Source organism: Arthrobacter sp. (assembly GCF_031179385.1).
In the GTDB taxonomy this organism is placed as follows: Bacteria; Actinomycetota; Actinomycetes; order Actinomycetales; family Micrococcaceae; genus Arthrobacter_D.
This window is the reverse complement of sequence record NZ_JAPSHV010000080.1, coordinates 1-13226: the sequence shown is the minus strand read 5'-3', so window position 1 is coordinate 13226 and position 13226 is coordinate 1. Positions and strand designations below refer to the sequence as shown.

General features: G+C 64.3%; 14 protein-coding genes and 1 pseudogene. 5 read left to right on the top strand and 10 right to left on the bottom strand.

Annotated features, from left to right (window positions below; translation table 11 throughout):
• The 5 genes and pseudogenes from RIF85_RS11300 to RIF85_RS11280 form a co-directional block, all read right to left on the bottom strand.
• Positions 1–503: pseudogene (locus tag RIF85_RS11300) on the bottom strand (hypothetical protein); the annotation flags it as partial.
• 80 nt (positions 504–583) lie between these two features.
• Positions 584–964, bottom strand: a complete 381-nt coding sequence (locus RIF85_RS11295; protein ID WP_309072003.1) for a Rieske 2Fe-2S domain-containing protein — start codon at positions 962–964, stop codon at positions 584–586.
• Entirely contained in the window at positions 964–2106 is a 1143-nt protein-coding gene (locus RIF85_RS11290; RefSeq protein WP_309072002.1) for an amidohydrolase family protein, read from the bottom strand. Before RIF85_RS11290 ends, RIF85_RS11295 begins: the two co-directional genes overlap by 1 nt.
• A 19-nt stretch (positions 2107–2125) precedes the next feature.
• Positions 2126–3217 carry an amidohydrolase family protein gene (locus tag RIF85_RS11285; RefSeq protein ID WP_309072001.1) on the bottom strand — a complete coding sequence of 364 codons (1092 nt, stop codon included), beginning with the start codon at positions 3215–3217 and terminating at the stop codon, positions 2126–2128.
• Between the two features lie 50 nt (positions 3218–3267).
• A complete protein-coding gene (locus tag RIF85_RS11280) occupies positions 3268–4149 on the bottom strand; it encodes an alpha/beta hydrolase (protein ID WP_309072000.1) in 882 nt (293 codons plus the stop codon).
• Positions 4150–4261: 112 nt separating this feature from the next.
• On the opposite strand from RIF85_RS11280, the gene RIF85_RS11275 reads away from it, so the two are divergent.
• A complete protein-coding gene (locus RIF85_RS11275; protein WP_309071999.1) occupies positions 4262–5545 on the top strand; it encodes a TetR/AcrR family transcriptional regulator in 1284 nt (427 codons plus the stop codon).
• On the opposite strand, the gene RIF85_RS11270 is transcribed toward RIF85_RS11275, so the two are convergent.
• The gene (locus tag RIF85_RS11270) at positions 5532–5999 is read right to left on the bottom strand and encodes a hypothetical protein (RefSeq protein WP_309071998.1); all 468 of its coding nucleotides are present in this window, start codon (positions 5997–5999) and stop codon (positions 5532–5534) included. The two genes, RIF85_RS11275 and RIF85_RS11270, sit on opposite strands and share 14 nt — an antisense overlap.
• A gap of 95 nt (positions 6000–6094) precedes the next feature.
• Between RIF85_RS11270 and RIF85_RS11265 the strand changes: the two genes are divergently transcribed.
• Genes RIF85_RS11265 through RIF85_RS11255 form a run of 3 tightly spaced genes read left to right on the top strand, consistent with a single transcriptional unit; the run spans position 6095 to position 7794 of the window.
• Positions 6095–6415, top strand: a complete 321-nt coding sequence (locus RIF85_RS11265; protein WP_309071997.1) for a hypothetical protein — start codon at positions 6095–6097, stop codon at positions 6413–6415.
• A 9-nt stretch (positions 6416–6424) separates the two neighbouring features.
• Complete coding sequence (locus tag RIF85_RS11260) at positions 6425–6628, top strand: ferredoxin (RefSeq protein ID WP_309071996.1); 204 nt, start codon at positions 6425–6427, stop codon at positions 6626–6628.
• Positions 6625–7794 carry an FAD-dependent oxidoreductase gene (locus RIF85_RS11255; RefSeq protein ID WP_309071995.1) on the top strand — a complete coding sequence of 390 codons (1170 nt, stop codon included), beginning with the start codon at positions 6625–6627 and terminating at the stop codon, positions 7792–7794. Before RIF85_RS11260 ends, RIF85_RS11255 begins: the two co-directional genes overlap by 4 nt.
• A gap of 139 nt (positions 7795–7933) precedes the next feature.
• On the opposite strand, the gene RIF85_RS11250 is transcribed toward RIF85_RS11255, so the two are convergent.
• Entirely contained in the window at positions 7934–8527 is a 594-nt protein-coding gene (locus RIF85_RS11250; protein WP_309071994.1) for a TetR/AcrR family transcriptional regulator, read from the bottom strand.
• A gap of 111 nt (positions 8528–8638) precedes the next feature.
• Here RIF85_RS11250 and RIF85_RS11245 point away from each other — a divergent pair, with 111 nt between their 5' ends.
• On the top strand, positions 8639–9061 hold the full coding sequence (locus RIF85_RS11245) for an organic hydroperoxide resistance protein (protein ID WP_309071993.1): 423 nt from the start codon (positions 8639–8641) through the stop codon (positions 9059–9061).
• 174 nt (positions 9062–9235) lie between these two features.
• Here the strand turns inward: RIF85_RS11245 and RIF85_RS11240 are convergent, their stop codons facing one another.
• The 3 genes from RIF85_RS11240 to RIF85_RS11230 are packed head-to-tail and all read right to left on the bottom strand — an operon-like array spanning position 9236 to position 12365.
• Positions 9236–9451, bottom strand: a complete 216-nt coding sequence (locus RIF85_RS11240; protein WP_309071992.1) for a hypothetical protein — start codon at positions 9449–9451, stop codon at positions 9236–9238.
• Between the two features lie 59 nt (positions 9452–9510).
• Positions 9511–10743: a hypothetical protein gene (locus RIF85_RS11235; protein ID WP_309071991.1), complete on the bottom strand. Its 1233-nt coding sequence runs from the start codon at positions 10741–10743 to the stop codon at positions 9511–9513.
• A gap of 29 nt (positions 10744–10772) precedes the next feature.
• Entirely contained in the window at positions 10773–12365 is a 1593-nt protein-coding gene (locus RIF85_RS11230; RefSeq protein ID WP_309071990.1) for a relaxase/mobilization nuclease domain-containing protein, read from the bottom strand.
• Positions 12366–13226: the final 861 nt, after the last annotated feature.

Below are 13226 nucleotides of genomic sequence, written 5' to 3'. Positions count from 1 at the left end.
ACACCGCGCTCGAACGGGCGCGGCGGCTTGTCCGACGGCAGTGCGGGGCCCCCGTTGATCGAGCGCACCGCGGCTGTCTCCTCCCCCGCGACGTAGGCGGGTTCGACGAGGTGCACCTCGACGCGCAGCTCGTTCCACCCCTCCGAGTCGAACTCCTCGAGAGCGCGTTCGATGCTGTCGGCGGCGGCGGCATCCGAGATGTACACATACGCCCGTTGCGCACCGATCATCGCTGCAGCCAGCCGCACTCCATCAAGGACAAGGTGCGGGCGATGACACATGAGCCACTTGTCTTTAGCGGAGGACGGCTCACCCTCTTCACCGTTAGCGACAAGGATCGGGGTCGCGGGTCCACCGCGCACCGTGAGGATCTTGCGGGCGAGCGGGAAGGCCGCCCCTCCCCGGCCGCGAAGGCCTGCCGCCGCAACCTGGTCGAGCAGCGCGCCCGGGTCTCGCAGCAGCGCATAGCCGCCTCCCGCCAGGTATTCGCCGATGCCTTCCACCCCTTCTGTATTCAGCAGTCGGGGAGTGAGGCCTGGGTATCGGTCGACCGGTATCGTCCATGTGGTTTCGGCCGTGGCGCTCACGCGGTGATCACGACCTGATGACCATCGATCCGCACCGGGTAGGTGCGGATGCTCCACTCGGGCTTCACCGCCGTCGTCCCCGTCGCCAGCTCGAAGCCCCACTGGTGCCATGGGCAGTAGATGAACTCGCCTTCGCGGGTCTCCCGTGCCCCGCCGGGGCGCGATTCGTCGGCGACGTTCGTTCCGCGGGTGCGCCCTACACACAGCGGGCCGCCCTCGTGCGGGCAATAATTCGCGATGGCGTAGAACGAGCCCCGCACATTGTAGACCCCGACTCCATAGCGGCCGATCGGGACAACCTTGTGCTCTCCGGGGGGGATCTCATCGACAGTGGCCACGACGTGTTCGCGGCCGTGAGCCAGTTCGCTGTTGGTCATCAGAAGGCCTTCACTTGTCCGGGGAGCGCCGGCACCTGCGAAGGCAGGCCAAACAGGTCCAGGGCGTTCTGGTACATCACGGCATCCCGCATCTGATCGGGAATGTGCTTGGCGAGCCAACGGGGCTCGTCGAAAGTCCAGTGGGGGTAGTCCGACGAGAAGAGCATCATCTTGTCGGCCTGCATCCACTCGAAAGCGCGAGTCAGTTCGAGTTTGTCTTCGGGGTAGTCCAACGGTTGGGTCGTGAACCAGATGTTGTCCCGCACATACTGCGACGGTTCCTTGCTCAGACCGGTCTCGTTGCCCCGTGCCGCATGGATGGAATCCATCCGCCACATGAGCGGGAGGATCCAGCTGAAGGCATGCTCGATGAACACGATCTGCAGGGTCGGGAACCGTTCGAAGACACCGTCGAAGATGAGGCTCATCACCTGGTTGGCGGCGAGCATCGAGTACGTGACCATGAAGTCGTGGTTGTACGTCATGAACCCGACGGGGCTCATCGGCAGCAGATTATGCTTGCCACGGCCCAGGTGGCAGGCAACCGGGATGTTGTGCTTGACCGCCGCTGCCCAGATCGGGTCGTACTTCGGGTGTCCCCAGGAGGGGCGGGGTTCGGCATGGATGAGGACCTGCTTGAACTTTTCGTGGCCGGCCCAGTGTTCGATCTCGAGTGCCGCGCGCTCGGGCTCGGTGATGTTGGCGCAGATGGAGCCGTAAAAGCGTCCGTGCCAGTTGTCCTCTCTGTTAAGCCAGGCAGCATCCTGCCAGAGGTTGGTGGCTGCGGCCATGGCGGTCACCTCTTCGTCGGTGTCGCCCATACCGCCGCTCGTCGGGCCGAGCATGATGAGGTCCGAGCCCGAGTCAAGCACAAGCTGCTGAAACGCGAGCGTGGGGTCCGAGCACGCGAACTCACCGTCGTCAGGGAACGCATCCACCCGCATGGCCTTGGAATGGTGATAGTCCGGCGGGTCGTAGTAGAGGCCGTTCTCGGCCCCTTGGCCCTTCAGCTTCGCTTCGCGGGCGATCTTCGGGTCGAGGAACTCCATGAGGGCACCGCGGCGTGGTGTGGGGTGCACGTCGCAGTCCACAACGCGCACGGAGGTCGTCGTCGACGTCCCGGGGATCTCAGTCTGTGTCATTTGCCGTCTCCTTCGTCGGTCACACGTTCGCCGGAACGCGGATGCCGTACAGCTCAGCGGCGTTGCGCCAGAGCACTTTCTCTTGCTGCTCGGCGGTCCATCCCGATGGCAGCGATTCAATGGTCGCGGTCTGCCAGTCGGGGTAGCTCGAACCGAACATGAGCATGTCTTCCTTGCCGGTCATACGCAACCACTCCGACGCGAAGTCGACTTCGCCGGGTCCGTCGAGTGCGCCGTTGACGAACCAGACGTGTCCGGGCAGGTAGTCACTGGGCATCTTCGGAGACCAGGGGGTCTGTTCGAGGTGGGGCCGGCCGAACGTGTCCATGCGCCAGATCATCGGGGTGAGCATGTCGATGGCGCCATCGGCAAAGACTATCTTCAGTTCAGGGAACTCTTCGAAGACACCCTCGGCGATCATGTTCATGAGGTGGTAAACGAAGTTCAGAGGCTGAAATCCGACGAGCTGCTGGTACGTCCGCGTGATGCCGTTCGGTGTCGGCGGATGCGTGATCCCCTGACCCATCTCGTTGTGGATGGCGATCGGCAATCCCGCCTCAATCGCGGCCCGCCACAGTGGCTTGTAGTGCGGCCTGCCGTAGGGCGACTGAGTCTGCATCGGCAGTCCGATCTGCACGATCTTGGGGTGACCTGACCATCGGTGGATCTCCCGCACGGCGCTGTCGATGTCGTTCGGGTTGACACGGATGGTTCCGAGAAACCGATCTGCGTAGGTGCCCGAGTCAAGCCACCGCTCCACGAGCATGCGGTTGGTCGCCTCATGGATGGCCGACTCGAGGTGCCAGTCGGGCAGGACGCCGACGGTCATCGGATGCAGGATCGCGAGGTCGAAACCCTTCTCGTCGAAGAGGACTTTGCCGACGAACTCGGGGTCGGAACCGGCGTGCGCGTCGGGCCTGGGCTGCGAGCCGTGCACATAACGGTTGCCCAGCTGGAGACTGTGGGTGACATCCGGGGTGGGAAATCCGCGGCTCGCCCACGGCTCGCCCAGGTACTCACGCAGCTCGGCGTCGGAAGCGAAGAACACGTGCGCACTTGCGTCGATGCGAAGGCCTGCACCGGCCTCCGTCTGGATCGATTCAATCGTCATGTGGACCAAACTATTGCTTCGCGCATGATTAAGCAAGCCCCGCTCCCCACTCACTGAGTACGCCCGTCCATGAAGTCGAGGAACGTCGGCACCGCATCCATCCACGGATCGAAGATGCTGCCGTGACCGGCATCGCGGGCTGCCTGCGCGCGTTCCCAGGCATCCTCCGGCCATGGCGGGTCGATCAATGTCGAGCCACTGATGAGCGAGTGCACCTCGAGCGATGTGCGCTTCGGGTGATCGATGTCGTTCTCGCCACCGCGCACAATGAGCGTCGGCACTGCAATGGTGCGCATCTGGTGATCGGGAACACCGGGAATAGACTCGTTCGCCTTGGGGACATACGCCTCGAGCCAACGCCACATGACCCGTTCGAACTCTTCGGCGCCGATGTCGCGCAGGCGCTGCCTGTTGCGCGGGTTTACGTCCACCAGGTCGGCCCAACTGCCCGCGGGGCCCCGCTGCTCGAGCACCCCTTCGATCCCGCGCCGGCGCACGGTGCGGATCTCGTTCATCACATAGACACCGGCCAGGCTCATTGACGAGAACGCACCTCCGACGATCGACCACACCACGAGCTTTCGCACAAGTTGGGGATGCTCGATGGCGAAGACGATGGAGTCGCGTGCACCGCCAGAACCGCCCAGTGCGAACACGGGTCCGAGGTTCATATCACGCACGATGGCCGCGAGTGTATCGGCCCGCATGTGGGATTCGGTGGCCCCGTACAGCTGCACATCCGAAAGCCCCGTGTTGGGCCGATCCCAGATCAACACGCGCTTACCGGCTTCCGCAAGCGCTTCGGCGAACGGACGCACGCCGGGGTAGTCCTTGCTGAAGCGTCCCCCCGGCGTCACGGTGACGACGTCGCCACCCTCGGCTCCGAAGAGCTCATATTCGACCACTCCGCCGTTGACTTCGATCTGCGCCATTGTGCATCCCTTCGCTTGGATTCGGAACAACTTCATCGAATCTAATTCTTGCTCCGGCGTTTCGGCAAGGATGGTCCGTACAAACCGCTCGTGTAGCGGGGATAATGTTCAGATGGATACACCACAGGAGGTCATGGGGGCGCGCGCAAAATCGGGCAGCCGCACTGAGGAGATACGGCAGGCGGCCGCGAAACTGTTCGAGGGCACCGGCTACTCATCGACGACGATAACCGACATCGCGAACGCGGTCGGCATCCTGCCGGGCAGCTTGTACCACCATTTTGCTTCCAAAGAGGACGTCGCTCTCGAGATCGTCGCTGAGTTCGAACGCGAGGCTTCCGAGCTCGCCTCGGCGCTCTTAGCCCGCCTCGATGCGCCCGGCGCGACAGGCGCACGCGCGCGCCTGTCGCAGACGGCAGAGGACATTGCCGATTTATCCGCCCGAAACCGCGCGGCACTGCGTCTCATCGCTTACGCTGCACCCACCACAGCCGCCGAACGGTTCAGTCAGGCCCGCGAATCGACGACCTCCAGCCTCTCTCGCGTATGGAAGCGTCTGGTTGACGACCTCGTCCCCAATGCCGCGCCCGACACTCAAGACGTCGGCCTATTGCGGTTCGCCCTGGGCAACCTGACTCTCTTCGGCTCTGTCAACGCGTTAGTATCCACGCATCCTCGATCGACCGCTGACCTCCACGTCGCAATGTTGCTCGACGGCATCGCCCTCGACACTCCCAGCGACGACGACCTCGACCGCAGCGATGCCATGGTTGCGGCGCGCGAGGCGATCGCCGGCTGGGGACCGCTCGAAGAGGCAACAGAGCCGAACAGCCGCGAGCATCTTGTGGCCGCGGCACGGACAGAGTTCGCTCGGCGCGGGTTCGACGCAACCACCGTGCGTGACATTGCCGAAGCCGCGCAGATACGGATGGGAACCCTCTACCGCCGCGTTGCCTCGAAAGACGAACTCCTCGGCGACATCCTCGGTGCGTACGACGCCCATATGGACGCCGCAGTTCGCGCCGTGCTGACCGCAGGCGACTCGGCGGTAGAGTCGCTCGACGCACTCGCATTCGTCATGGTCGTCGCCAAGCGTCGATTCCGCCTTGAGAGCGATATAGTCAAGCTCGCCTATCCCCGGACGACGGCGCCGGCCACTTCAGCGCTTAAATCGTACTGGGCGAGCACCGATATGCGCCTGCGCCTGCTCGAAGCTACGCTGACGCGCGGCACGAAAGCCGGGTCTATCCGCCCGCTGGGCGCGCCCGCCGAAATCGGCCCGCAGATCCGTTACATCAGTCGGGTGCCATATGAGGATTTCGCCCGGGCCAGCCCCGAACGGGCGCACCGGTTCTTACGCAACTCGCTGCTGCGGGGGTTCCTCAACCCGCGTTGACCGCAGCGTCCAGCTCGATGCGCACTTCAGCGTTCAGTGCTGCTTCCAGCGCGGTGTGCAGACGGCTCTCGGGAACGCGGCGCATGTCAGTGCCGGACACCGTGACAATGACGATGTCGCCGTCATCGCCGGTTTCTCGGCGAACCCGTCCGTCAAGGTCAAAGCGAGCAAGCACGGACTCGGCATCCGCGTTGGTGCCACGACTCACGTAGGTCACGGGGCCTCGCCGTACCGACACCCCGAAGGCCTCTGCGCATAGCGCGACGGCGTCATCGGGCGTCCACTGCTGGGCCTCGTCGCGCAGCAGGGAGATCTCATTGAGCACCTCCTCGCTGGCGACTGCGGTGTACTCGACGAGGGGAATGCCGCGCTCACGCAAAAACGCCACACCCCTCTCGAAAGCGGCAGGTTCGACGGGGGACGCGAAGTGGATGCGGACGACTGCGGTAGGCATGGCCCCATGGTAGCGAGAACAGGCTCTGGAGCAAATTATTGGTTTACGATAGGCTGTCGAAATCCGACCTTTCCGATGACGCGTAGGAGCCTTCCGTGGACGACACGACCTATTCCGGCATAATGCTGGTCACAACGACGCCACACCCCAATCTCGACGAGGCGGAGTTCAACGCCTGGTACGACAACATCCACATCTCCGAGATTCGGGCACGTGTAGCGGGCATCGAGGCCGTCGAACGATTTTGCACCGAGGCTGGCGAACAACCGCCGCGCTACCTCACCGTTTATCGGATCTCCCGCCCCGCGCCGGCAATCCTGGCCGACATGCGTGCCGCGGGCCTGAGCGACTCGGCGCCCATGCTCGACATGCTCAACAACCCACCCACCATCGCGTCATACGACGCTCTCGCGTGAGGTGATCCTATGACGGCGCGAATCGAACTCGACGAACCCAGGTGTGTGGCATCTGGCCTGTGCGTCATGGTCGCCCCCGATGTCTTCGACCAACGCAACGACGACGGAATCGCGATCGTGCTTTCCGAGGAGCCAGCCGACGAAACCCTTGCCGGCGTCCGCGAAGCCGTAACACTTTGCCCCGCTGCAGCTCTGCGCTTGGTCACCGTATGACCCGCATCGTCATTGTCGGGGCCGCCGCTGCCGGCTTGGCCGCCACCGAAGAACTGCGCCGATCGGGATTCGACGGCGCCATCACGCTTGTCGGTGAAGAGCCCCACGCCCCCTATGACCGTCCGCCCCTGTCAAAGCAGGCGCTGGACGGATCATGGGATGCCGCGCGCCTGCGCCTTCGATCCGACTCAGACCTCGCGGTGCTGAATGCCACCTTCTTGTCGGGACGACGTGCGGTTGCCGCCGACGCGGCGCACCGCACCGTTACTCTCGACGGCGGAGAAGAGCTCGCCTACGACGGCCTCGTTATCGCTACGGGAGTCAAGCCCCTGCGCGTCGACGGCGACGGTTTGCTGACGCTGCGTACCCTCGAAGACGCGGAACGTCTGCGCTCACGGTTGCAGCCCGGGGCACGCGTCATCATCGTTGGCGCAGGCTTTCTCGGCACCGAGCTGGCCGCGGCCGCGGCGACGAGGGGATGCAAGGTGACTTTGCTGGACTCCTGCAATAGTCTCCTGGCGCGCCTCGGCTCTCCGATCTCGCGCCATGTTGCCTCTTTGCACGCCGCGCACGGTGTTGACGTACACTCTCGCGTGCGCGTCACCCATGTCGACGCCGCAGGAGCCGAGCTCGCGGACGGCGAATACCTGGCAGCCGATGTCGTGGTTGCCTGCACCGGTTCGGTCGCGACAACGTGGTGGCTCGAAGGCAGCGGCATACCGCTGGATGACGGTGTCTTGTGCGCCGCGGATTGTTCTGCGACACCGGGCATCGTCGCCGCCGGCGACGTCGCCCGGTGGTTCAATCCCGCCTATGGGCGGCTGATGCGTGTCGAACACCGCACCAACGCAACGCAGCAAGGGGCGCATGCGGCGCGCACGCTCCTAGCTGAGCTGGACGGCGGCCGCGGCGACGCATATTTCTCGGTGCCGTACGCCTGGTCACACCAGTTCGACACCCGCATCCAACTCCACGGAGTAGTACTCGACAGCGATGACACCGAGATCGTCGCTGGCTCTGAAGCCGACGGCAGCTTCATTGTCGCCCACCGCGAACAAGACCGACTCGTCGGCATCATCGGCGTCAATGCCGCTCTGCGCGACCTGCGTCCCTGGCAACAGCAGGTGTATGCGGAAGCCGCCCTGTTGACTGCTCCCGTTGGCTGAGTCCACCCCGCCGGCTTCCTCTAAGAGGTAAGCAGACCTTAGTGGAAGTGAGCAACGATTTGAACGTCCGAGTTCAGCTCGAAGCACCTGGAAGTGTCCGAGCAGCTTGGGGGTCTTCACCGCAGGACCCGCGCCCATCTCACTGCTCACGAGTCAGGCCGGCAGCACCCGCCGATGCGGAAACGATGGCGCGGCCGGCCGTGACGAGGGAATCGGCCACCCCGGTCGGATTTCCCAAGTAGCCCTGCACCATCGCCCCGTCGCGGAGCATGATCAACTGGTCCGCGACGATGCCGGGCTGGTCCACGCCGAGGTCCGCGAGGAGCTCGCGCACCACGTCGTGCAGCCACGTCCGGTAGCGCTCGACTGCTGCCCGCACCACGTGATCCTCACCCGGGTACTCCGCTGCCGCATTTATGAAGGTGCAACCGCGGAACCCCGGCTTGCATGCGGCAGAACCATATGCGGCTGCGAGATGAAGCAGAACGGCGCACGCATCCTGCTTCCCAGCCCGCGCTTCGGCCACAGCAGCCATCAACTGCTCGAGTTGGCCGTCCAGATATGCCACGACGAGATGGTCCTTCGACTGGAAATGCCGGTAGAAGGTCACCTTGCTGATGCCCGCGTCGGCAATGATTTTGTCGGCGCTGACCATCCGTATGCTGTTCGCGTCGAACAGACGGGCGGCCGAAGCAAGGATGCGTTCACGGACGGGAAGCTGCGGAGCCATCATGTTTCCATTGTGCACGGCTGGATTTTCCGTAGGTAGACGTAGGCAGAGTTACTAGTTAGTCTACATGGAGGGCGGGGGTTACCCGGATCCCCGACAGGAAGGACAACAACCATGGATGCTCTCTATACAGCAGTGGCTACAGCAACCGGCAACGGACGGAACGGCGAGGCGCGCACCAACGACGGGCAACTCGTCGTTGATCTGGCCTTACCTAAGGAGCTAGGCGGAGCTGGGGGAGCAACTAACCCGGAACAACTGTTCGCCGTCGGATACGCCGCCTGCTTTCACTCCGCCCTGAAGATGGTGGCAAACCGCAGCAAGGTCACCATCGGCGAAACCGCCGTGACGGCTGAAGTCAGCCTCAACCCCGTCAACGGCGGGGCTTTCGAACTGGGCGTCGTACTACGCGTCGAAATTGGCGGCGTGGACCAGGAGGCGGCGGACAAGCTTATTGAGCAGGCCCACCAGGTGTGCCCCTACTCCAACGCCACGCGTGGCAACATCAACGTCAAGGTCGCCGCCACCATCGGCTAGGATTTGACCCGGGGCCGTCAGCACTCGGGAACTAGACCGCAACGATGCGTACACAACTCTCCATTACCTCTGAAGGCTTCCGCATTAGCGGGGTTAGCCGCAAGTCTGCTGGCAGTGCATTCGTGAGTATGGGATTTGAGGGCATGAGGTCCGGGCTGAACAGCTTTGAACCCGCTACATCAGGTGCTGCAGCCAGCCTTTGGCTGGGAGGACGCGCACCTGCACGCCATGAGCCTTGTCCCGAAGCCTTCCACGTAGCCACCACGTTTGGCGTTCCGTCAGCGAAAACCAGGGCACCGGAATTGGGTTATTGAGGATCGGCAGTAATGCGAAGAGACTGGTTACCGCCAGAACCTGAAGCCCTGCCCGAACTGCAGGATTGTGGCTCATTAGATGGAAAGGGGATGTCACCCAAACGGTGACATCCCCTTTCCTGTTGCTGCTCCCTGCTAGCGGGACAGTCCGCCCTTGCTTCGCTCAGCGCCCACAGTTGTCCCCGTACGGGACTTGCCGGCCTTTGCTGCGCCTTTGCCCGTGGTGGCGGCCGCGCTGGGGTGGGTGCCTTCGCTCCGGGCTGAGGCCAGGCGGCCACGGACTTGGCTGTCCGTCGCCCCGCTGCTCTCCAGTGACTCTGCGAACTTCTCGCGATGTGCAGCTGAGCCGTAACCGGCTGCCGACGCGGTTTCTGCTTTCTGTTCCTGGTCTTGGAACCGGCTGCTGTCGATGGGGCGACGCGGTTCGCGATCTCGCGGCCGACGCCTTCGAGGCGGGCGAAGAGTTCCTTTTCGGCCCGCTCGTACCGCTGTTCCATTGACGCCCGTAGGGAGCCCTTGAACCCGCCCTCGGCCAGGAGCTTGGCCTTCGTGCAGGTCCTTGGCGGCTTTCACGAATTCGGGATCCTGAAAGTGCGAGTCGTCGGCGCCGTTGACGCTGGCGGTGGTTTCTTTGCGGAGCTGGTCAATGTGGGGTCCGTGGATCCCGTCCTTGCCGATCAGGAACATGCGTTCCTTCACTTCGGTCTCGGCAGTTGCGATAGCTGTGGGGGTCTGCGCGTTGTGCGCCTTTTGCAGGGCCTGGGCCAGTTCGGGGTTGGCTAGGTATTCAACGGGCACTTGATGGCGCTCCATTTCAGGGGTGAGTTTCTCCGCCTGTGCGCGGACTTCTTCGGCGCGGGCCGCTGCGAGCAGCTGCATGGCTTTTTCGTGTTCTGCGGCGGCCTTGCGGGTCTGTTCCTGGCTGCGCGCCGGCTCCTCCTGCCGGGCCTTTTCGGCCGCGATGGTTTCGATCCCGGATTCGAGGTAGGCGGTGTCCGGACCGGCGTCGTGTGTGTCGATGCCGTACCGGGTCAGGACTTCATGACGGATCTTCTCCGACGCTGCCAAGGCAGTGGGGTCGTGGTCTTTCCAACCCTTAGCGACAGCATAGGCGGCGGCAATGTCGGCTGGCTGCGCCTTCTCCCACCACTGGTCCTTGTGTACGGCGGCGAGTGCTGCGTGTGCTGCGCTGCGCTCGGCCGCGAGCCGCGCCTGCGCCTCGTGCGCGGCCTGGGTGTCCTGGTGTTCCTGCTGTCGCTGGGCCTCTTGCCGGCGGCGTGCCAGCGTCTCGGCAATGCGTGAGGCGATCAGCAGTGATTGCCGCATGCTGTTGTCCAGAAAGTCGTCGATGCCGTCTGCTTCATTCAAGGTGTTCCCCTTGCACTAGTGGGTGATTCTTATCGGTCGAGGCCCGGTGCGGTGTCGCGGCGGCTGGGCTGATAGGTCTTTGCCGTTGTTGCCGGTGTGGGTGTCGCGGGCACCCCCGGGCCGGGACGGATCGGGGCCATGCCGCGGCGCGCAATATCAACTGCCCTCGGGACTGCTGCTTCCGCGGGCTCCCGTTCTGCTGCTACTGGTACGGCCTTGGGCATAGTTGCCGTGAAGGGGGCCAGCTGGTTCTCGACCACTGATCGGATGCGCTGGGCTTCCCGGGTTCGCCCGGATTGGGCGTGCATTTCGTACACGGCGAAGGCGGTGTTGATCAGCTGCACCATCAGCGCCGTCTGTGCTGCCGTCTTGTTCTTGCTGGATGCTGCCATGAACAACATGGCGGTGCCGGCGATGGACGGCAGGGCGGCGGGCTTCCCATGGGCTTTGGGGGTGCGCAGCTGTGCTGTGCGGGACAGTTCAGCGGCGGTGGCCGCCAACGGCCCGGGGACCGGTTCGAGCCGGTAGGACCATGCCGCGAAGGCCCCGGATACTTCGTGGGCGGCTTTCGCCCAGGTGGCGTGATCATCACGCGGGATAGTACGGAGCCGGTCCGCCAAAGCCCTGGCGTTGCGGGTATAGTCCACCCAGGCCTGTGCCGGCGGTGCCGCCTTCTCCGGGCCGGTCCTGGACACCTTGCGCTTGTTGGGGGCAGCGGCGTTCCACTCGGCCGCAGCTTCCGTCGCCAGCTGCGGGGAGTCCGGCCATCCGTCACGCAGGGCACCGAGCTTCAGGTCGGAGGCAAGGCTGCCGCCGCCGAACCAGATAGGCCGCTCCCCCGGTTTCGGCCGCTCGGCGACGGAGTACCCGACAATGACGTCGGTGGTGTTCTTCGCGAACCGCGGGCGCACCAGCAGTCCGGTGTCGCGGGCCCGGCGGACGAACTCCGCCTCCGCCACGGAGGCTCCGGCGCTGGCACGGACCTTGCGGGCCAGCGACGCGCGGTGCATCTCGCGCTGCTCCCTGATGGCGGTGGCTTTCTCGGCCCGGTCGTAGCCCCTCGTCGCGTGCACCGTAGAGAGCTGCTCGAGGCCGTACCTGACTTCGAGTTCGCGGCAGGTTTTCTGGGCGCGTTTGTAATCGCCGTGGGTGGAGGCTTTGGTGCCGTCCTCGCGGACCAGGGAGACCGCAATATGGATGTGGTGGTTGCCGTTTTCGCTGGTGCCGTGGTTGATCGCGGCCCACCGGCACTGGGCCTTGCCGCTGGTCTCGGTGAAGCCCATCGCGTCCACGAAGTCGTTGGCGATGTCGCCCCACTGCTGGTCCGTCAGCGGGCCTTCTTCGGCGCGCAGGCTCAGGGAGCAGTGCCAGACGTCGGCCTGCTTGTATCCGTTCTCTATCCGTTGCTTTGTTGCCTGGTCCCAGCGGAATTCTTTTTGCCGGATCTCGATCCCGTAGGCCTTGCGCGGCTGGTCCAAATGCTTCGCGATCGCCAAGGCGTCGGCGTGGTCCAGGACCCCGTCGTCGTACCACGCCATAATGGCCGCATCACCGGCAACCAGGTGCGGCTCCGTGTGTGCGTTCTTCGTCTTGTCCGCATCCGTCGACGCGAGATAAACCATGAGACCGGCCATACGCGAACCGCGGGTGATTTTCTTGCTCTGCCCTGCTTCGCTGCAGACTTACAGCACCCAGTGCGATGGCTTGACCCTAAAGCATCAAAAAGGTGCGCTGTCGCGCGCTCGAATCTCTCACGGCTCCGCCGTTCTGTTTCGGCGGGTGAGTGTACTGGCCGCCCTTCTTTCGGCAAGTCTCCACCGGCGGCTTTCGCGGCATATCCTCCGCTCGCTCCGCTCCCTCCGGTATTCCACGGACCAACCGCTCCGGCTGGCCGATTCACTTCGCGGCCAAGTCGCGAAGAGCGTGCCGAAAACGGGGTAGGGAAAACGCATAGGGAGGCACTCACCACAGAGCGGACCGCACCTAAGTGCCGGGTCGCGCATTCAACCCATCCTGCCCAGGAACGGGGTGTATAGGTGACGCACCGGGCTGACCTTCGAGACTTTGTCGGCGCCACGGCCTAACGTATAACCATGGCCACCATCAGCATTGAAAGCACCCAGGAAAAAGCACGGCAACTGCTCGACACCCGGATCGAGTCCGTTACCGCGCTCGTCTAGGCGCGGCAGCGGATCGTCGACCTGAAAGAACAGCTGGCCGAAGCCGAACGCGAGGACAAGCGGGCCTACATCCGCGCCACGCGCGACGGCTGGAGCGAAGAAGAACTAAAAAGCTCGGCTTGGAAAACGCGGCAGCCAAGCGCCGCAAGCGGACCTCGGTCCAGGCCAACAAACCGTCCCAGGCTCCTACCAACCACGCACACGGGGAAGCACCCTGAACGCCTCCCGCGCGTAGCGATAACGGCCAGGAGCGGGGGGGGGGGGGGGGGGGGGGGGGGCCCCGCCCGGGGGGGGGGAAGATGT